Source organism: Fuerstiella sp. (genome assembly GCA_022447225.1).
In the GTDB taxonomy this organism is placed as follows: Bacteria; Planctomycetota; Planctomycetia; order Planctomycetales; family Planctomycetaceae; genus S139-18.
The window spans coordinates 229265-249342 of sequence record JAKVAZ010000007.1; the positions used below are offsets into that span (position 1 = coordinate 229265).

The window sequence follows — 20078 nt, forward strand, 5'->3', positions numbered from 1 at the left end:
CTCGCCATGTCGCAACACCGATGGACGAGCGTCGTGATCCTGACGCTGGTGGTCAGCCTGTTCTCCGGCTGTCAGAATTCCGGTCGATTTTCCCGAAGCCAGTACGCCAAACTGGACGCAGATCCGTTTTTGGCTGCTGAGGCCGACGCGGAACATGTCGCAGGAAATCATCGTCCTGCGATTCAAAGAGTCAGTGCAACGAGTCAATCGGTGACGGACAAATCCAAACAGCGAGTTGGTTTTGACGATGTTTCAGTTGACGACGTCGATTCTGAAACACCTGGACTTGTCACGAAAAATCCGTTGAAACGGCTAGTGGCTGCGTCCAGTGAACCGCTTGCGCCGATTCCGGATTTTAAAGGAACTCTGACGGAGATTCGTTCTGCAGCGACAGGTCCGGATTCCTTCTCCGGGTTGACTGGTGCGGACACGACGGCGGTTGTAGGACAGGGGGCTTCTGCCGTGGCAGTGACCGATATCGACGGGGGGTTCGATGAATGGCTGCTGAAACACGGAACTCAGGTGGTACAGAATTCCGCTCACACGCGGAATTCTGTCTATGAATCGGGAGCGTCCGCGTCTCCGGATTACGCCGCAGATTTTACGGCGTTTCCCGGTCGGAATCAGTCTGTTGAGATTGAGAAACCGGTCACTTCCAGTGCTGTTGTCGAAGAGAATCCATTCGAGCACCAGGAAGTTTCTCCGGATGAGTCTTCAGTATCATCCGATGCTGTGTTTTCTCCTCCTGAAGGCTTTTCGTTTCCCTGAATCGAAACGTTCCTGTCACCCGGAACTCAGGACCGTGTTGGGCGTTATGAACTACAAACGCGCCGCCGGCTGATTTGATCAGTAAGAACTCGTCAGGTCCCCGGACTGAACTTGTGTACGGGTACTCCGGCAGTTTGTTCCCGTGAGTTGTGCCTGAACAATTTAGTTCACACGGCAAAAGAGCACGTCTGGGTTGTTAAGATTCACATTGGCGGATACCGCTGCACATCAAACAACGGGGCCACGAAAATCGGCGAATAAGTCCCGAATCAGGTGACGTTGTTTGTTTCACTTGATATTGCGCAGACGTCCGAATTTCAGATCCGGAGTCGGGGAATATTTCTGTGAAGACACTCAGCGAAAACTTGAATTGAGTGCTCTGGAAGGTCGATGTCGGCGAGACAGGACAGACATAATGTTCGGTGTTATTCAGTTGAGGGGGCATCTCCGGTAACTTAAGTGAATTCGAATCTCAATGCGGTTGTGCTCTGGTTCATGAACGGTTGAGCCTGTTCAATGGGACTGAGGACTCTGGTTTCAGAGCCGGAAAATACGCGTGCGTTTTACCTGTCAAAGGAATCTGTGATGCAGCGATGTCCAGTCTGTGAACGGCGTCAGTTTTTGTTTCGTGCGACAATGGGTTCGGCGGCACTATTCACGGTTCCAGGAGCCTATGCCGAGGAATTAATTCGCACGGCTCCGCAGGGTGAGGGACCGTTTTATCCCGACAAACTTCCGCTGGACACCGATAATGACCTCATCATTATCAATGATTCGATTACTCCTGCAGTGGGTCAAATCACTCACCTCACCGGTCGTGTTACGGATGTTAGGGGCAATCCAGTCCGTAATGTTCTGGTGAAAATCTGGCAGGCCGATAATAACGCCGTGTATCTCCACAGCCGCGGTGGCCGTCGGGACAGACTCGACACAAATTTTCAGGGGTTTGGCCGGTTTTCCACCAATCTGAACGGTGAATACTATTTTCGCTGTATCAAACCCGTTCGCTACACGGGGAGACCACCACACATCCACGTCGCTGTGGAGCAATCTGGTAAACGTCTTTTGACAACTCAGCTGTACATCAGGGGCGAAAAGTTGAACGACAGCGATTTCCTGTTCCGTCAGGTCGAAGATCCCAGGGCGCGAGAAACCCTGCTCGTGGACTTCAACCCGCTGAATAGATCTGAAACCGGTGAATTACATGCAAATTTCAACATCATTCTTGGAATGACTCCCAACGAATCACAAGCCGGATAAATTGGAACGGATTCTCGGCCCGGATGGATGATTGTGCGGTTGGAACCGAGAGACTGACAGAGATGCCGGGGCAGCCTGCTTCTGTGATGTTGCTGTTCCGAAAAATTACAGACAACTTCTTTTACCTGCAGAGAGTGATCGCATCATGCTTCGATTCTCAGCCGTTGCACTTGTTTTTCTGTGTCTGTTCACGTGTCAACTGATGTTGGTTGACTCTCTTGTGGCGAATGATGCGGTGTCGGACATGACACGGTTCTACATTGGAACCTACAACAGTCCGACGAGCCACGGGATCTATCGTTCTGAACTGGATCCGGTTACCGGGCAGCTGACGGAGCCGGTGCTGGCGGTGGAGGCTGTCAATTCGTCGTTTCTGGCAATCCATCCCGGTAAAAAATTCCTGTATGCGGTCAGTGAAGCCGGCGACGGCAGTGTGGGGGCTTATGCCATTGACCCGAGCAGTGGTGATCTGACGCTACTGAATCAGCAGCCCTCGGGAGGACCAGGAGCCTGTCACCTGGTCGTTGACAGAGCCGGCACCCATGTGCTTGTTGCCAATTATTATGTCGGAAATGCGTCTGTCCTTGAGTTATCAGCGGACGGAAGACTCGGGTCGCAGACCGGTTTCGTTCAGCACCAGTCTGTCATCAGTTCCAGCGGCAGGAAAAAAGGGCCGCTGGCTCACGCGATTCATCTTGATGCCGCCAATCGTTTCGCGTTTGTCTGTGATGCCGGCGTCGACAGGGTTTTTATCTACCGATATGACGCGGATGAAGGAACATTGACGCCCAATGATCCTCCGGCCGGCATTGTGGCAGTTGATGCCGCACCTCGTCATTTTGCGTGGCACCCTGACGGAAAGCACGCTTACGTGATCAACGAATCGGAACTCAGTCTCACGTTGTTTGACTACACTCCGGAAACCGGCGAACTCACTGCTGTGCAGACGATATCCACTGTACCCGGTGGCGTGAATCGTAAAGGGTACTCGACTGCAGAAGTCGTGGTTCATCCTTCCGGAAAGTTCGTCTACGGGTCAAATCGCGGCCATGATACGATCGCCGGATTCAGAATTGATCCGGTCAGCCGCCGACTGACACCAATTGGCCAGTTTGCCGGTGGTACGATCAAAATGCCGCGAAACTTCAACATTGATCCTACTGGTAACTTTGCTCTCGTGGAGGGGCGGGAAAGCGACAATGTCGTCGTCTTCCGCATCGATACGCTAACCGGTGAATTCCAGGCCACGGGGCATTCGATCAGTATCGGACAACCCGCCTGTGTGAAATTTTTTGTTCCCTGATTCCGAAATCCACTTGTTGGTCTGCATCGTGAGCAGCCGTGTGTCTATAGGGAACGAATGGATTTTTGTTTAAGGGATGCGCCGTCGATTCCTTGTCCTCACACAAGGGGTGTTTCGGAACTCCGACGTACCGGAGTTGTCAAAGAGAAACTGGTACCTTCAAAGTTCTCTGTTCAATTGTCGGTGATGGATTACTCGTTAATGATTACGATTCCCTCGCGTTGAATCCGGGCAAACATGTTGCGGTATTCGTTGGTTCCGTCGTCGTCCCAGTAGTCAGTCGTGACGGGAGCGTCATAGCTCATGGGGATCAGCCGGTGCGTGTCCGGGCGCACCATGAAAATTGAGTCTTCCGGATCATGAATGTTGTACATGGCTGTGCCGTTTTCGAACCGTGTCCTGACGATCCATTTGTCCTGACCCGGGACATTCAGGTTCTTGATCCGTTCCAGTTCCTCCCGATCAAGAGTCACACCAAGTCCCGGTGTTTCCGGGACCCGCACGAAACCATTGACGGGATCAAGTCGTTCCTTCACCACGTCCCATTTCATAATTTCCGATGCAGTTCCAAAATGGAAACTTGATGTTTTAAATGCTGACTGCATGTGCGCCACCATCGCCCGAGTAATGTTGCCGCCGGTATTCTGCAGCATGAAGGGGGTGTTGGTTGCCGCGAAAAGACCGGCCCGCCGCATCACTGTTCCGATTTTCTGATGTCCAAGCATGTAGGCATCGGCAGCTCGCATCTGGACTTCGAATGTGGCCCCTAAGGGGGAATGATGATACACAATCGGAAGTCGGCAGCGTTTGCGCAGCTCGGCATGACCATCGATATCCCGCGCCGTCAGCGGGTCTTCGAAACAGCCGGCGATCGGATATTCGGAGATCTTCTCCAGCAGTTCAAACATATGGTCGTCGGTACCGTGCATTGTGAAGTCATGGTGAATGCGAAAACCGCGTGGAGCAACAGCCTGCATGGCATCCATCTGATCAAGCACATTTTCGAACGGTGACAGATGGTATTTCATCCATGTGTAGCCCATCTTTGAGTAACGCCGGACTGCTTCCGCCATACGGTCCGGGTGTGTTGATACTGTCCACGAAGAAACCGACACCCACTTGCGGTATTGCTGTCCGAAGAGTTTGTAGACCGGAACCATGGCGGCTTTTCCCATCAGGTCATACATCGCTGTTCCCAGGCCCAGTGATGTTTCATCACCGACCCAGTCAAACGGACTCGTCCCGATGTATTTTTCGATGGTTTCCGGGGGTTCCGTCCAGCCACTTTCACCGAGTCCGATGAGTCCTGTATTCGTATGTGCGACGTAAATTGTCCGTGTCCACGGGCCGTAAAAATGGTTCAGTGGCCATGCCTGCCAGTCGACGAATTCGTTGGTGATTTCGTGAACTTCAATGTCTGTGACAGTGACGGGGCCATGCAAAGATTCAGAACGTTTCAGGGCTGCCCGCAGCGCTGCGGAACTACTCGGCAACAGTCCGCCGGCCGCCGCAGCGCCCGCAGATGCGGCTAGAAAGCTGCGCCGAGAGCAGTGATCAGAACTGAATGGCGGGACGTTGTTTACCACGGAGTTCATTGTTAGTTCCTTGCATTGTGGTCCGGATCGGGTGTGAACGTTCGACGGCGGTTATTCCGTATCGTTCACAATGAGCGTTGTGGTCACCAATGTTAACACTGTTTCCTAAACAACAGCCGACGCCACACTCTGAAATATGCAGAAAAAGCCCGCATCCCGCCAAGTGTACCAAATTCACTTTCCCGTGCCCCACAATCCTGACAAACCTGTCGTTCACAGTGACCATTGACCGGGTCTGCCCGACTTCACGAGGTGCAACTTGCATCGTCAGGGGAAACGTTCCAAAATGGGAGACAAACGATATTGATCTGTTTCTTCTTCATTCCTGTTTCCGTTTTCCGCGGACAGGTGTCCTGACAGTGAACAGCGTGCTGCGATGATGCGACGTTTCTTTCAGCCGTTTTTGCACGTGACTGCCGTCTTTCTGTTGGTTGCCTCGTGCGCAACAGCGACAGAGGTCGACTTCAATCGGGATATTCGTCCGATTCTTTCCAACCACTGTTTCCAGTGTCACGGTCCGGATGACGATGCTCGGCAGGCCGATCTCCGACTGGATCAGCAGGAGGGAGCGTTGGCGCACCGTGACGGGCATGCAGCCATCGTGCCCGGTGATTTGGCCAACAGTACGGTCGTGGAGCGAATTACGTCAGAGGATGTGGACCTCCGGATGCCGCCGGCAACATTTGAGAAGCCGCTTTCGCAGAAGCAGATAGATCTGCTGGTGGCATGGATTGAGTCCGGAGCAAACTATACGAATCACTGGTCTTTCGAAGCGATCCGGCGACCACCGGTGCCATCGGTTCGACCGGAGGATTTGGTTCGGAATGGTATCGACAACTTTATTGTCAGCCGTCTGGCCTCACATCATATCCAGGCTTCGCCATCGGCCGATCGCTACACCTTGATCAGGCGCGCATATTTCGACCTGCTGGGGCTGCTACCTTCTATCGAAGAAGTCGACCAGTTCGTTAATGACCAGCGTGAAGACGCATGGGAGCAGTTGCTGAATCAGGTGATGGATAATCCTCACTTCGGCGAACGTTGGGGCCGCCACTGGCTGGATCAGGCTCGTTATGCTGATTCACACGGCTACACCAACGACAACGAGCGATCGATGTGGCCGTATCGCGACTGGGTGATCGATGCATTCAACCGGGACCTTCCGTTTGATCAGTTTACTATTGAACAACTGGCCGGTGACCTGCTTGTCAGTCCGGATTTGTCGCAGCAGGTTGCCACCGGATTTCATCGTAATACGTTGATCAATACCGAAGGGGGAACCAAGGCAGATCAGTTTCGTGACGAACAGGTGAAGGATCGCGTTGATACCACGGGACTCGTCTGGATGGGGCTGACGGTGGGCTGCGCAAAATGTCACAGTCACAAATTCGATCCGATTAGTCAGCAGGAATATTACCAGCTGTACGCTTTCTTTAATTCGACGGCTGATAATAACTCTGAGACACCAACGGTGAAGGTGCCGGGACCACACCAGAAATCTGAAATTCTGCGTCTTGAAACAAAGCAGATTGAATTAAAGCAGCAGATCAGCACGGATCCGGATCGTGAAAGCCGCCAGTTGGCGTGGCAGCAACAGTTGCTTGACAGGGCCGGCGATGGATCGCTGGAGCAGCACGATTCTGACGCCGACTGGTCCGTCTTGAATCTTTCGGGGAAATCACTGGAGGGTCGAGCGGAACTGAATGCGCTGCAGGATCACTCACTGCTTGTGAGCGGATCATCGGATGATACTGATGAGTACCATGCCTCAGCACCCAGTCCTTTGAAAAAGATCCGATCAGTGCGTCTGGAAGTGCTGACTCATGACAGTCTCCCACAAACGGGTCCCGGACGTGCGGAGGACGGTAATTTTGAACTGTCTGAATTTTGGTTTCGCACGGGTGACGGACGTGAACTTCGATTTTCCACGGCAGGTGCGCAGCATTCTCAGCCAGGTTACGAAGCGGCAAAGACGATTGACGGCAAGGACGAGACCGGGTGGGCGATTGACGGTGCGCCGGAGGGCAGTCTGAACAGAAACAGAACGGCCTGGTTTGTTCTGCCGACACCGCTGGAGGTCGATCTGAATCATTCATTAACATTCAAGATGCGGTTTGCGAAGAAAGCCGCTGGAATCGGCCGTTTTCGTATCGGAGTGTCTGAAACGGAATGGCAGTACGATCCCGACCCTGCGATTTTAGCAGTCCTTGTTGCGATTGATTCGGCTGACCGCAGTGAGGAACAGAATCACAAACTGGATGATGCTTTTCTGCGGCAGGACGCTGTGTTGGGACCGGTTCGGGCTTCGCTCACGGACGTCACGAAGGAACTGGATGCAATCAGGAAGACGATTCCGACCACGATGGTGCTGCAGGAACTGGAGGAACCCCGGAAGACGCATCTGCAGATTCGAGGGGAATTCCTCAGGACCAGCTATGAAGTGACTCCCGCCGTTCCGGCGGTGCTGCCGGAGGTTGCCGAGGCAGAAGGTGCACGGACACGACTTGATTTTGCAAACTGGCTGATGCACCCCGATCATCCGCTCACGGGACGTGTGCGAGTCAACCGGATCTGGATGCGTCTGTTTGGGCGAGGTCTCGTTGAAACCGAAGACGATTTTGGAACCCAGGGCACCCTGCCCAGTCATCCGCAGTTGCTCGACTGGCTGGCCGATGAATTTCGTGGCCAGGGGTGGTCCACCAAAAATCTGCTGAAGCTAATCATGAATTCGGCGACCTATCGACAGACTTCGGCAGCTCGGCCGGAATTGATGTCGGTGGATTCCGGAAATGTCCTGCTGGCCCGACAGAATCGTCTTCGTGTTGAGGCCGAAATTGTACGCGACCTGGCTTTGTCTGTCAGTGGAAAATTGTCTCCGGTGATCGGGGGCGAAGGAGTCTATCCGCCTCAGGAATCCGGTATCTATGCGTTCACTCAGCGCAAGAAGAACTGGAAAACCAGTGCTGATGAAGATCGATACCGCCGTGGGATGTACACGTTTTTCTACCGCAGTGCGCCCTATCCGATGCTGGAAACATTTGATGTGCCAAAATTTAATGATACCTGCACTCACCGTGACCGATCAAATACGCCCCTGCAGTCTCTGACGATATCGAATTCGGAAGCAATGTATGAGCTGGCACAGTATTTTGGACAGCGAATTCTGTCGAATGAGGCGGTGGGTTCTGAGTCAGCTGCACTGGATGAAGAACGACTCATTTTTGCTTTTCGCCTGTGTGTGAGTCGCCAGCCCAGGCAACATGAACTTGTGGTTCTGATGAGATATTTGGAGCAATCCCGCCAGGTCTTTACTGAGGAAGAGAAGGTCTGGACGGCTGTGGCAAGACTATTGATGAATCTTGATGAGTTTATAACTCGGGAGTGACATAGACGACACGATGCTGCCGATAGAGCCATCAGGCCCGGCGGAATCGACTGTACTCGGAAAGAACAAAATATATGACACGATCAGATATTCACCCCCTGACAAGTGCCGGGCGTCGGGCGTTGCTGGGAAATGCGGGACTCAGCATTGGATCCATTGGACTGTCTTCGTTACTGGCAGGGGAACAGGCACAGGCAGCGACCGGAGCGCCAATGCCGCACTTCAAGCCTCGTGCCAAGTCTGTGATCTATCTGTTTATGGCAGGTGGGCCAAGTCAGCTGGAATTATTTGAAGACAAGCCTCAGCTGACTGAGCTGTCGGGACAGAAACCACCCGAAAGCTTCACAAAGGATCGACGATTTGCATTTCTGAAGGGGACGGAGAAACTTCTTGGATCACGCAGAACTTTTGGTCGTTACGGCGACAGTGATGTCGTGCTCAGCGACTTGCTGCCATTTACCAGTAAGATAGCGGATGAAGCATGCTGGCTGAAAGGCATGAGCACCGATGTTTTCAACCATGGTCCTGCCAAGATCTTCCTGCAGACCGGGTCTCCTCAGCCCGGCCGACCATCAATGGGGTCGTGGGTGACATACGGTCTTGGCAGTGAATCTAAAAACCTGCCTGGTTTTGTGGTCCTGCCGTCCGGTCCCCGCGGTCCCCGTGGAGGTTCCGCTTTGTGGTCCAGCGGTTTTCTGCCGACAACTCATCAGGGTGTCCCGTTTCGTGGACAGGGGGACCCGATTCTGAATCTGCAAAGCCCGGAAGGATTTGATCAGCACGCCCAGCGACAGTTCACTGATGCTGTACGGGATCTGAATATGGCTCGTTATGACGCCGTGGGTGATCCGGAAATTCAGACGCGAATCTCTGCATACGAAATGGCCTATCGAATGCAGATGAGTGCGCCGGAACTGATGGATATTGAAAGCGAACCAAAACATGTCATCGACATGTACGGTGCCGAACCTGGCAAAGCATCCTTTGCCAATAACGCTCTGTTTGCCCGGCGACTGGTGCAGCGTGGGGTTCGATTTGTACAGCTGTACCATACGAGTTGGGACCAGCACGGTGGCGGCGCATCGCTGGACAATGAACTTCCGGTTCGCTGCAAAGAGATCGATCAGGCATCCGCGGCGCTGGTCAGGGATTTGAAACAGCAGGGAATGCTGGAAGACACTCTGGTGATCTGGGGAGGTGAATTTGGAAGAACACCGATGGGCGAAGACCGCTCACTCGGAGCAGTCGGCCGTGATCACCACATTGACGCATTCACGATCTGGATGGCCGGTGGTGGTGTTAAGTCCGGGTTCACATATGGGAAGACCGATGAACTTGGTTTCGGTGTCACGGAACAGAACGTTCATGTCCACGATCTTCAGGCCACGATTCTACACCTGATGGGGCTTGACCATACCAAACTGACTTACCGTTCGCAGGGACGTGACTTCCGACTGACAGACGTCCACGGTCGTGTGGTGGACGAAATCATTGCCTAGCGATATCGAATTCCGTTCGATATTGGACAGTAGATCGGCTGTGTGACCGCACGGTGGAAGTATCGGTATCTTGAAGATCGTTCCGTCAACTGCGACAGCCGAGGTGCAGCAGGATCGCACCAGTACACTCCGGGCGGACGTTTCCCTGCTGGGAGCCGTCGTGATCTGGGGCATCAATATTCCGGTGATGAAGATCGGTTTGGATCAGCTGGATCCGTTTGTGTTTAATGCGATTCGGCTGGTCACGTCCGCTGTCGTTCTGACAGGCTTCGCCGTTTGCGAACGGCACAGGACAGGATGGTCCCTGTCAGGGATCTCGTGGCGGCAAATCCTGATTTACGGATGTTTGGCGGCGGGGCTGTACCAGTTGCTGTTTCTGCTGGGAATTGCCGGAACGACGGCGGGTAACACCGGTCTGATCATCGCAACCATCCCCGCATGGACCGCGTTGCTGTCCACGTTGTTCATTGGCGAAAAACTGGCCGCAGGGGCCTGGGGCGGGCTGTGCCTGGCATTTTTGGGTACTGTGATTGTCGCGTTGCAGAGTGAAGATCTTAGCCGCGGTACTGAACATCTGGCCGGGAACCTGATCATTCTTGCCGCTGCACTGACATGGGCCGGTGGAACCGTGTACAGCCGGCCACTGCTGCGGTCTGTTTCTCCGATACAGCTGTCGGCAGCCGCAACGGTGATCACACTGCCGCTGCATTTACTGGTTGCCGCAGGACGTTACGAACAGAGCTGGACACAGCTTCAGTCGGTTAACCTGTGGCTGATTATTCTGTACGCCGGAGCCCTTTCTTCGGGACTGTCACTGCCGATGTGGAGCTATGGTGTACGGCATGCCGGAGCCGCACACGCTGCCACCTTACAAAATCTGGTACCACTGATCGCGATTGCGGTGGCATGGTTCAGCCGGGGAGAGGCTGTGACAGAAACTCAGTTGTGCGGGGGGGCCTTAATTCTGGGCGGTCTGATTATCATGCGTCTGAATCCGCAGACCGGCAGTACCGTGCCACACAAGACCGACGTTGACACGGCTGATGCGGCAGACACTGAATGCCAGGAAGAAACGACGCCGCGTTAGAACCTGGCGGTGGCGAATTCCAGGTGTGTCGGAGTCACGCGGGCTGCTCGTGTGGCTCGCGACCTCAAAAATTCTCCGCTAGCATGCCTGCTGGCGAATATACCAAAAGGATAAGTTTCAATGATCACTGATATTGCGGAAACCCGGCGCGATATGGCGGCCGTGTTTCGATGGACCAGCCGGCTGGGGCTGAGTGAAGGCATCTGCAATCACATTTCTCTGGCACTGGACGATACCACCTTTCTTGTCAATCCTCAGGGGCTGCACTGGTCGGAGCTGCGAGCCGGCGATCTGCTTGTTGTTGACCATGACGGGATCGTCCTGGAAGGACAGGGAGTTGTGGAACCGACCGCCCTGTTCATTCATGCCAGAATCCATCTGGGGCTTCCGCACGCTCGCTGTGTTCTGCATACCCATATGCCATATGCCACTGCGATCACTTCAATCGAGGGTGGTCGTGTGATCATGGCGAATCAGAACGCGCTGCGATTCTTCAATGACATCGCTTACAGCGATGAATATGACGGACTGGCGCTGAACGCGACGGAAGGCGATCGGATCTGTGGTGAACTGGGTGATAAACGCGTTCTTTTCCTGGCCAGCCATGGTGTGATCGTGGTCGGACCGTCGCTTGCTGTTGGCTTTGATGATCTTTACTATCTGGAACGAGCCTGCCAGGTGCAGATGATCGCCCAGTCGACACAGATGCCGTTGAATATTGTCGACGATCAGACGGCGGAGAAAACGCGTCAGCAGTTTCGGCAGAGCCAGCTGTTTGCAGAAGACCATCTTCGTGCCATTCGTCGTATTCTCGATCGCGAATGTCCGGACTATGCAACCTGATCACTTATTTTAGACGTTTGAGAGGTGCCTGATGCAGTTACTCAAGGATGATGACGTCTCCCTGAAGGCTCTGGACGGCAAAACGGTTTCCGTACTGGGTTACGGGAATCAGGGACGTGCACAGGCACTGAACCTGCGTGACAGTGGCGTACAGGTTGTGATTGGAAATCGGGATGATGAATACCGGGACCTGGCCGTCCGTGAGGGATTCGACCCGGTTGAAATTCCGGAAGCCGCTGCTGCCGGAGACGTACTGCTGGTGCTTACCACCGATGAAGCGATGCCGCTCATCTGGGATGATCAGATAGCTCCGGGAATCCAAGCGGGCAACGTTCTTTGCTGGGGAAGTGGATACAACGTTGGTTTCGAAGTGATTAGTCCGTCCGTTGAGGCGGACTGGATCATGATCGCTCCGATGATGCCTGGTAATGTTGTTCGTACCAGATACGAACAGGGCCAGGGAGTGATCAGTCAGTTCGCGGTGGAGCGTGATACAACCGGGAATGCCCGTGAGGTTGCTCTGGCTTTGTGCAAAGGCATGGGACTGACGCGTGCCGGAATCTATCAGACGTCTTTTCGCGGCGAGGCAGAACTCAATTTGTATACGGAGCAGGTTGTGTGGGCCGGACTCGCTGCGTGGCTGCAGTTTTGCTTTGAGTTAGCTGTCGAGAACGGAATCCCTTCGGAAAACGTGGTGATGGCTCTGTATGCGTCGACCGAGAGTTCTGAAATTATGGGATTGATGGCGGAATACGGATTCTACAAGCAAATGAAGTATCACTCGACAACCAGCCAGTACGGAACGCTGACCCGCGCCGGGAATCTGATCAGCAAAGAAGTTCGGGACCAGGCGCGGCACAATCTGGTCAACGACATTCAGGGAGGGGCATTCGTCAAGGAATGGACTCAGGACAACGAAGCTGCGTCAAAACGTCTGGAACAGTTTTGGCAGAAGGCTCTCGCTCATCCCATGAGTCTTGCCGAAGATCGCGTGATCCGAATGATCCAGGACGTGAACAAAACCGCCACTGACTGATTGCCGAAAGGCAATGACACCACGTCCATCTGTTATGAAGATGTGTCAGATTCTGTTTGTCGGACCAACGAGCTGTGCATCCCGCAGAAAGCAACACGCTCACACGGGACCGAAGGAACCACCTTGGTTTGATCTCAGCAGACCGGGAGTCACCTCCGTCTTTCTGTTCACCCGTGGGAGTTAATTTCGGTCACCGCGGGGTGCAGACGATTCCCAATGACAACATTTCCGAAACCATCACGGGGCCGTTTGATCGCAATCCCGCAGGAAGTCTGAGATCAGCCTGTTGACAGGAACGGCGGCTTCCATCTGGACCATGTGTCCGCAGTCTTCGAACACACGAACCCGCCAGCTGTCCGGGAGTTCTTCGGCGTGTTTGTGAGGAATGATTTGATCACTTTCACCCCAGACGACCTGGACCGGTATTTCGATCTGATCCAGTCGGTCTCGAAATACAACCGTCTGCTGGCCATCCGTCGTCAACTGGCCGACGATGGTCGTCAGTGCGTCCTGCACGCCGTCAACGCGTTTGAACTTCAATAAATCGTCCACCGACTGACGAGTGACCTGCTCTCGGTCGGCGAAGAGTCGTTCGAGCCAGGGGCGGAGCTGTTTGCGGCGGTCGGTACGGACGACAGCGTCGAGATACTCCTCATCAATATCCAGTCCGAGCCCGGCACTGGAAATCAGCGTGCAGGACAGCAGTCGATCGGAGTGTCGGAAAACGGTGTCCATTGCGATACCTCCTCCCAGTGAGTGGCCTGCAAGGTGCACACGTGGCAGGTCCAGGGCATCCATCCAATCGCAGAGCACGCCGGTGAGTGTCTGGATTGAACCGTCTCCCACGTCCTTTGACGACAGGCCGTGTCCCGGCAGATCCAGGGCATACACCGTTCGTTCTTCGGCAAGCGTGGCATGGTTGAACAACCAGTTATTCAGGTTGCCGGTGAACCCGTGGACGAGAACCAAAGGCGGTCCACCCTCCCCCAGTTTCAGATATTGAATATTCCGGCTGCCGACCTCAATCGACGCGGGGGTGGTCTCCTGAGACTGATTCTGTTCTTCAACGGTTTCGACCACGAATCCCTCGACATACCGATCGATTTCTTCTTCGGGCACTGTGGGATCGGCGACCACGGCCAGCAGTCCGCCAACCGGGATTTCCTGATCAGGCTGTGCTACCAGACGGCGCAGTGTTCCGCCAATTGGAGATTCCACCACTCCGATGGCCTTTTCGGTTTCAATTTCCAGGACTTCGTCGCCGGCGGCAATCACAGATCCTTCAGCGGCTTTCCATTCGCCGATGCGGCCCTGTGTCATTGCGAAACCCCATTTGGGCATGATCAGCTTGTCGATACGGGGGTTGCCCACTTTTGGTACTCCGAAACTTCGCGGACGGTTGGAATGATGTTCTCCGAGTTCGGTTTGTACAGGTCTTCCAGATTGTCACTGAACGGAACCGGAGTGTGCGGTGCGGTGACCATTTTAACGGGGGCCTTGAGTGCTCCGAACGCTTCCTGAGCAATCAACGCTGAGATATCAGTTGCCATGCTGCAACGAGGAGTTGCTTCATCGACGACAACCACGCGTCCGGTCTGTTCCACACTGTCGAGTACGGTTTCAACGTCCAGTGGAGAGGTCGTTCTGAGGTCAATGACCTCACAGTCAACTCCCTCTTTTGCCAGTTGTTCGGCAGCTTTGACGGACTCATGCACCATTTCGGACAGGGTGACGATGGTGACATCGCTTCCTTCGCGGACGATTTCAGCTTCGCCGAACGGAATCGTATAAGATTCTTCGGGAACATCGCCTTCGAGCTGATACAGCCCCTTGTGCTCACAGAAGATGACCGGATCGTTGTCTCGAATTGCTGAGATCAGCAGGCCTTTGACATCGTAGGGAGTTGAAGGCACCACACACTTCAAACCGGGGATGTGTGTGAAGATAGAATACAGTGACTGCGAATGCTGAGCCGCACCGCGAAATCCGGCGCCGATCATGGTGCGAATCACCACGGGAGTTTCTGCCTTACCTCCAAACATGTAGCGAAATTTTGCTGCCTGATTAAAAATCTGGTCGAAGCACACACCCAGAAAATCATTGAACATCAACTCAACCACCGGACGCAGACCTGCCGTTGCGGCACCAATACCGGCGCCGACAAATGCGGATTCGCTGATTGGTGTGTCCATCACGCGGTCGCCGTACTTTGCATACAGTCCTTTTGTGACGCCCAGCACGCCGCCCCATGCGTCTTCTTCGCCGTCAGCACCCTGCCCTCCCGCGATGTCTTCGCCCATCAGGATCACACTGGAATCCCTCGCCATCTCCTGATCGAGGGCTTCGTTAATCGCCTGCTGATAGGTCAAAGTCCGGGCCATCGTGCAACTCCTGAACACAGGGAAAATGAACTGATGTCGAATTCAGTTTGTATCGCAGAAAAATCAGTAGGACACGTACACGTCTGTTAAAAGTTCTGCACGATCCGGCTTCGGTGCCGCCTTTGCGGCTGTCACGGAATCTTCGATCAAGGTTGCCACATCCTGATCGATTGCCTGCAGATCAGCCTGAGTCACGTCAGTGTCACGAGTGACGCGTTCGGCGAACAGTAACAGGCAGTCCTGTTCATCCCGCAGAATCTTGGTTTCATTCGGTCCGCGGTACGTTTGCGCATCGCCTTCGAAATGGCCGTAGTAGCGGTTGAGCTGACAGTCGATGAACGAGGGGCCTCCACCGTTCCTTGCACGTTCGATGGCCTCTCCTGCCGCCGTATAGACAGCGAAGAAATCATGTCCGTCAACCCTTACAGCTGGCAATCCAAATCCTTCGGCACGCTTCGCATTGCTTTCGGCACCAATCGAATAAGAAGACGACGTTGCTTCTGCATATCCGTTGTCTTCCACCACAAAAATTGCCGGCAGGTTCCAGATCTTGGCCAAATTCATGCTTTCAAACGTCGTCCCCTGGTTTGAACCTCCGTCTCCGACAAAGGCGACGGCCACGTTGCCTTTTCCTGCCCGCTGCGCCGCAAGCGCCGCTCCACAGACGAGTGGTGGTCCGCCACCGACAATGCCATTGGCACCCATCATTCCCATGTCGAGATCCGCGATGTGCATCGACCCGCCCTTACCGCGACAAAGCCCCGTGGTTCGTCCAAAGATCTCTGCCATCATGCGATTAACATCCACGCCTTTGGCAATGCAGTGTCCATGCCCGCGGTGCGTGGACGCGATAGAGTCTTCGTCGGTCAGATGACCACAAATACCGGCAGCACTGGCTTCTTCGCCGGCATAAAGATGTACGAACCCGGGGATTTCTCCGGCAGCAAACTCCACGTGAACCCGTTCTTCGAACTCGCGAATTGTTTTCATCACCCGATACGTTCGCAGTAACTCATTCTTCGTGAGGTCCATCGTTCTGCCTTGCAGCTATGGATTATGGATCGATGATATCTCACTTATATCAATGGGACACGTAATCCGCCAGCGGATAGTCAGAGCTGGTTCGAGTCCTGTTGAGAATGATCTCCGTCCGAGTTGCGACTAAGCGGACAGAAGAGATTTCATAGGTGGAGCAGGGAACGTAAATCCTCTGTTCATACGATGGGTGTCAATCCGGGAGCTGAAATTCCGAGCGCATCTGCATGTTCCTGCACTCGGTTTCCCAGGCAAACGTGAGCAGTCTGATACTGTTCACACATCTCACAGGTGACGTGTTCCGTAATTCCAGATCGACCTCAAACACATGTCCACCGGCCGGAGTCGGCGATCTCACTGTATTCGTCCAAAGACGGGGATTATTTGAGTTCTGAATGCGGGTACGGAAGAGCCGTTAAACGTACCGGGGACATGTGATCATACGCTGCCTGGGAAATCCCAGATATCCAGCGCATTACGGCCCAGCAACAGTTCACGATCGGCATCGGTGTAGAAGTCACAGTACCTGTCCACAAACTCGAGTTCCTTGTCCATTGGTAATTCCCAGCGCGGACGTGGATAACCGGTTCCCCACACCAGTTGCTTGGGACCGAACTCTTCATAAATGGCTTTGTAGAATGGCCACGTATCTTCGTACGGATATTGCTTGATCTCTGACATCTCATACGGCTCAGAATTGCTGATCCAGACCTGAGGGAATTTCTTCAAACGAAACATCTTTCGAAATTCCGGCCAGCAATGTTTGGCCTTCAGGTCCGGCTTCCCCGCGTGGTCCACCACGATCTTCACACCAGGAAAGCGACCTGCCATTTCTTCCAGCATCGGCATTTGATGAGGAGCGATGTAATAGTTGAACACGGCACCCAGTTTCTCCGCCTCTCGCCACAGCGGATAATGTTCCTTCGAATTCAGCCATGTTGAGTCCGGGTGGTAGATCGGGCTGAATCGCATTCCGTGCAGCCCGCGTTCCGTCACCCAATATCGAAGTTTTTCGGCGGCTTTGGGATCTTCGGGTTCGAGCAGTCCATGGCCCACGAAAAGGTCCGGGTAACGCTGCACGCAGTGGGCAATATAGGAATTGTCCCAGCCAAAGTAGCGAGGATTGATCAGTACCGCGTACCGCAGATCGAAATCTTCCATTTGTTTTACCTGATTTTCGATCGGTGCCGGTTGCTGCACATTCAGATTTGGACCGGCTTCAGGGTGATTAAACGGAAACTGAGGATCGAGAGTCCAGACTTCAAGGTGAGTGTCGATCAGCAGCCGTTTTTTTGCCGGTGCTGCAGCCAGTGACATGGTCGCGGCGGCCAGACTACTGACCAGCATGTTTCGGCGGTCAAGAAAAGTTGGTTTGTCCATCGGTTTCCTTAATTTTCAGTTGTGATTGGCGCACAGTCGGGTGGGATCAAGCGTACTGTTTTCATACGTTTTCGAATCACCTGGGCTTCCGAATGATGGATTGATTCGAGTACTGGCTTAGGGCAACAGTTGTTCCCCTGATTCTGTTTCATGCGGTCGTCCAGTATTATGGACGGCGCGATGGCCGCAGGTTATCTGTGCCGTCAGTTAGCCACTGAATATTGAATCGGGCCAGTGTGAGGCTGGAAGATTTGTCTACCTCATACAGCAACAATATGTGTCGATCAGCTGAGACGGTCAAATCGGAATACGCCGATGAACCTTCATGTACAATCTTTGAGACAGGCCAGCTTTGACATTCGTCGTAGCTGAGTCGAACCGTCATGTGACTTCTTGTGTTCTGCGCGGCGGGCGAGGACAGCAAAATTCGACTGCGTTCGAATCGATTTGTGTCTGTAAATCGGACCAGTGCACCCTGACACGATGGTTCCGGAAGAGTTGGATCGAATTTGATCGGGGACCAGGTTTCGCCACCGTTTTGACTGAAGGCATAGGCGCGCTGATGCTTTCCCTGTCGGCTGCGGGCGTTCATATAGAGTGACCTGTCCTCCAATTCGACGACTTCACATTCATCCGACATGTTGGATTCCAGTGCTGTCCCTGCCGTCCAGCTCGCGCCTGCATCGTCACTGTACAAGGCAAAGGACTGTTGAATCTCACCAAGATTAGGCGTCGCATCGGCCCAGCAGGGGATGACAAGTCGACCGTTACTCAACTGGATTCCATGGCCAGGGCCGGTTCCTAACCAATGCCAGGCCGGGTTGGCCGTCTGGACTTTGATATTAACCGTCTCCAACCAGGTTTTTCCGTCATCCGTACTCTTCATAACCAGGATTTCCCTGTTCGTCCGGCAGCAGGGAAGCCAAATGGTTCCCGTACTCCTGTCCACGACCGGACAGGGATTGCCCATCGTGTGATTGCCATCGTCGGCGATTACCTGCATTGAGCTCCAGGTTTTGCCGCTGTCGAAGCTTCGTTTCACGACCAGATCAATATCACCGTGATCGCGGCAGCCCAACTTTCGTGCTTCCGCGAATGCCAGAATCGTCCCGTGTTTTGTCATCAGCAGTGAGGGAATTCGATAGCAGTAGTAGCCTTCGGTTCCACTTTGAAACAATGTTTGCTCTTCAAAGGTTGGCGATTCTGATTCCTCGGCTGCATTTGTGATCCGGTCAGTGTTGAACAGTATTCCCGGTGTCAGGGACCACAACATGAGTGTTTGCCCAAAGTGATTTCTCCGGATCGGTTCAGTCATCCTCATTTCCCAACAGGTGATGTGCAGATCAGTCGCGTTTATCGTGAATGCTTCTACTATGACAGCTCTGGTAAATGCTGAATGGTATCTGTTTTGGAAGGGAACTGTTTCTGTGGACCGTGAGAAACTGAAAAATCGATTATCCGGCTGCTATGTCACCGTTCCCACTATGTTTCAGGATGAGGACCTGGAACTGAATTTACCGGCCATCCGCAGACACGTGCAGTTTCTTCGCGAGGGAGGAATCAACGAGGACACGGCCGTCCTGCTGGCCGGTGGTGCTGCCGGTGATTTTTCCACAATGAGTTTTTCAGAGCGTTTGCAGGTTGCGGAAACTGTCATCGAGGCAGCTGACGGCAGGGTGCCGGTGGCCATGGGCGCGCAAACCACAAACACCCGCGAACTGATCGAACTGGCTCGAGCCGCCGAACGACTGGGAGCGGACTACATTCAGGTCTCTCCGCCGTTTTATTTCGGGCATACAGAAGAGGACTTCTTTGAATTCGTTGCTGCCGCCGCACAGGCCGCAGACGTAGGTATCATTGTCTACAACACCTACTGGACCAGTACGGGGGTTTCCACGGAAATGGTGGAACGACTGGCAGAGATTCCGAATATGGTCGGACTCAAATGGGCGACTGCGGACGCCACGTGGATGACGTTTGAATCTGTCGTGGCCCAGTTTTCAGATCGACTGAGCATCATCGATAATCAGAACCGCTTCCTGACCAGCCACATTCTTGGCGCCAGGAGTATTGAGCTTCATATCTGTAACCACTGGCCACAGTTCGGTGTAAAGCTTTGGCAGTTGCTGGAAGAACAACGCTATGTCGAAGCCCAACAGCAAATGATGCGGGTCATTCTGCCCTTTATGCAACTCTGGGCCGAGATGGAGCAACACACCAGTGGCGACGGTTACCTCGACAAACTTTGTATGGAGCTGGTGGGCCTCGACTCCAGCCGCTGTCGTCCTCCCACACGCGACATCCGTGAAAAATTTCAAGAGCAGACGCGCCGGATGCTGCTGGATTGCGGTACTCCGAATGTTCAGCAGTAAAATCAGCGAAACAGTGCAGAAGTTCCTGCACTGGAGATGAGATGCAGGACTGCGTTTTCTTAGAGGTCAATCGGTCATGGTCCTGCCGGAGAGTCCAGGGGAGTATCCTGTTGATGTCTGATATCACTGGATGC

15 protein-coding genes are annotated in these 20078 nt (G+C 53.7%); 9 read left to right on the forward strand and 6 right to left on the reverse strand.

What is annotated here, in order from left to right; translation table 11 throughout:
• Positions 1 to 6: 6 nt before the first annotated feature.
• From MK110_08400 to MK110_08410, 3 genes are all read left to right on the forward strand, one after another.
• Positions 7 to 768 (forward strand): hypothetical protein, encoded by a 762-nt coding sequence (locus MK110_08400; GenBank protein ID MCH2211309.1) that lies wholly within the window; start codon positions 7 to 9, stop codon positions 766 to 768.
• Between the two features lie 585 nt (positions 769 to 1353).
• Positions 1354 to 2028 (forward strand): protocatechuate 3,4-dioxygenase, encoded by a 675-nt coding sequence (locus tag MK110_08405; GenBank protein MCH2211310.1) that lies wholly within the window; start codon positions 1354 to 1356, stop codon positions 2026 to 2028.
• Positions 2029 to 2173: 145 nt separating this feature from the next.
• The gene (locus MK110_08410) at positions 2174 to 3331 is read left to right on the forward strand and encodes a lactonase family protein (protein MCH2211311.1); all 1158 of its coding nucleotides are present in this window, start codon (positions 2174 to 2176) and stop codon (positions 3329 to 3331) included.
• Between the two features lie 191 nt (positions 3332 to 3522).
• Here MK110_08410 and MK110_08415 read toward each other — a convergent pair whose 3' ends face one another.
• Positions 3523 to 4926, reverse strand: a complete 1404-nt coding sequence (locus tag MK110_08415) for a mandelate racemase/muconate lactonizing enzyme family protein (protein ID MCH2211312.1) — start codon at positions 4924 to 4926, stop codon at positions 3523 to 3525.
• A gap of 379 nt (positions 4927 to 5305) precedes the next feature.
• Here MK110_08415 and MK110_08420 point away from each other — a divergent pair, with 379 nt between their 5' ends.
• The 5 genes from MK110_08420 to ilvC all read left to right on the forward strand — a co-directional run bounded on the left by MK110_08420 (position 5306) and on the right by ilvC (position 12776).
• A complete protein-coding gene (locus MK110_08420) occupies positions 5306 to 8311 on the forward strand; it encodes a PSD1 and planctomycete cytochrome C domain-containing protein (protein ID MCH2211313.1) in 3006 nt (1001 codons plus the stop codon).
• 74 nt (positions 8312 to 8385) lie between these two features.
• Positions 8386 to 9810 carry a DUF1501 domain-containing protein gene (locus MK110_08425; protein MCH2211314.1) on the forward strand — a complete coding sequence of 475 codons (1425 nt, stop codon included), beginning with the start codon at positions 8386 to 8388 and terminating at the stop codon, positions 9808 to 9810.
• A gap of 70 nt (positions 9811 to 9880) precedes the next feature.
• The gene (locus tag MK110_08430; GenBank protein ID MCH2211315.1) at positions 9881 to 10897 is read left to right on the forward strand and encodes a DMT family transporter; all 1017 of its coding nucleotides are present in this window, start codon (positions 9881 to 9883) and stop codon (positions 10895 to 10897) included.
• Positions 10898 to 11017: 120 nt separating this feature from the next.
• Complete coding sequence (locus MK110_08435) at positions 11018 to 11740, forward strand: aldolase (protein MCH2211316.1); 723 nt, start codon at positions 11018 to 11020, stop codon at positions 11738 to 11740.
• A gap of 31 nt (positions 11741 to 11771) precedes the next feature.
• Positions 11772 to 12776, forward strand: a complete 1005-nt coding sequence (ilvC, locus tag MK110_08440) for a ketol-acid reductoisomerase (protein ID MCH2211317.1) — start codon at positions 11772 to 11774, stop codon at positions 12774 to 12776.
• Positions 12777 to 13013: 237 nt separating this feature from the next.
• Here ilvC and MK110_08445 read toward each other — a convergent pair whose 3' ends face one another.
• The 5 genes from MK110_08445 to MK110_08465 form a co-directional block, all read right to left on the reverse strand.
• Positions 13014 to 14147 (reverse strand): acetoin dehydrogenase dihydrolipoyllysine-residue acetyltransferase subunit, encoded by a 1134-nt coding sequence (locus tag MK110_08445; protein MCH2211318.1) that lies wholly within the window; start codon positions 14145 to 14147, stop codon positions 13014 to 13016.
• Positions 14120 to 15157, reverse strand: a complete 1038-nt coding sequence (locus MK110_08450) for an alpha-ketoacid dehydrogenase subunit beta (protein ID MCH2211319.1) — start codon at positions 15155 to 15157, stop codon at positions 14120 to 14122. Before MK110_08450 ends, MK110_08445 begins: the two co-directional genes overlap by 28 nt.
• Before the next feature lie 63 nt (positions 15158 to 15220).
• On the reverse strand, positions 15221 to 16189 hold the full coding sequence (locus tag MK110_08455; GenBank protein MCH2211320.1) for a thiamine pyrophosphate-dependent dehydrogenase E1 component subunit alpha: 969 nt from the start codon (positions 16187 to 16189) through the stop codon (positions 15221 to 15223).
• A gap of 441 nt (positions 16190 to 16630) precedes the next feature.
• Positions 16631 to 17572 carry an amidohydrolase gene (locus MK110_08460; GenBank protein MCH2211321.1) on the reverse strand — a complete coding sequence of 314 codons (942 nt, stop codon included), beginning with the start codon at positions 17570 to 17572 and terminating at the stop codon, positions 16631 to 16633.
• 166 nt (positions 17573 to 17738) lie between these two features.
• Complete coding sequence (locus tag MK110_08465; GenBank protein MCH2211322.1) at positions 17739 to 18887, reverse strand: glycoside hydrolase; 1149 nt, start codon at positions 18885 to 18887, stop codon at positions 17739 to 17741.
• A 58-nt stretch (positions 18888 to 18945) separates the two neighbouring features.
• Between MK110_08465 and MK110_08470 the strand changes: the two genes are divergently transcribed.
• Positions 18946 to 19944 (forward strand): dihydrodipicolinate synthase family protein, encoded by a 999-nt coding sequence (locus MK110_08470; GenBank protein MCH2211323.1) that lies wholly within the window; start codon positions 18946 to 18948, stop codon positions 19942 to 19944.
• The last annotated feature ends 134 nt before the right edge of the window (positions 19945 to 20078 follow it).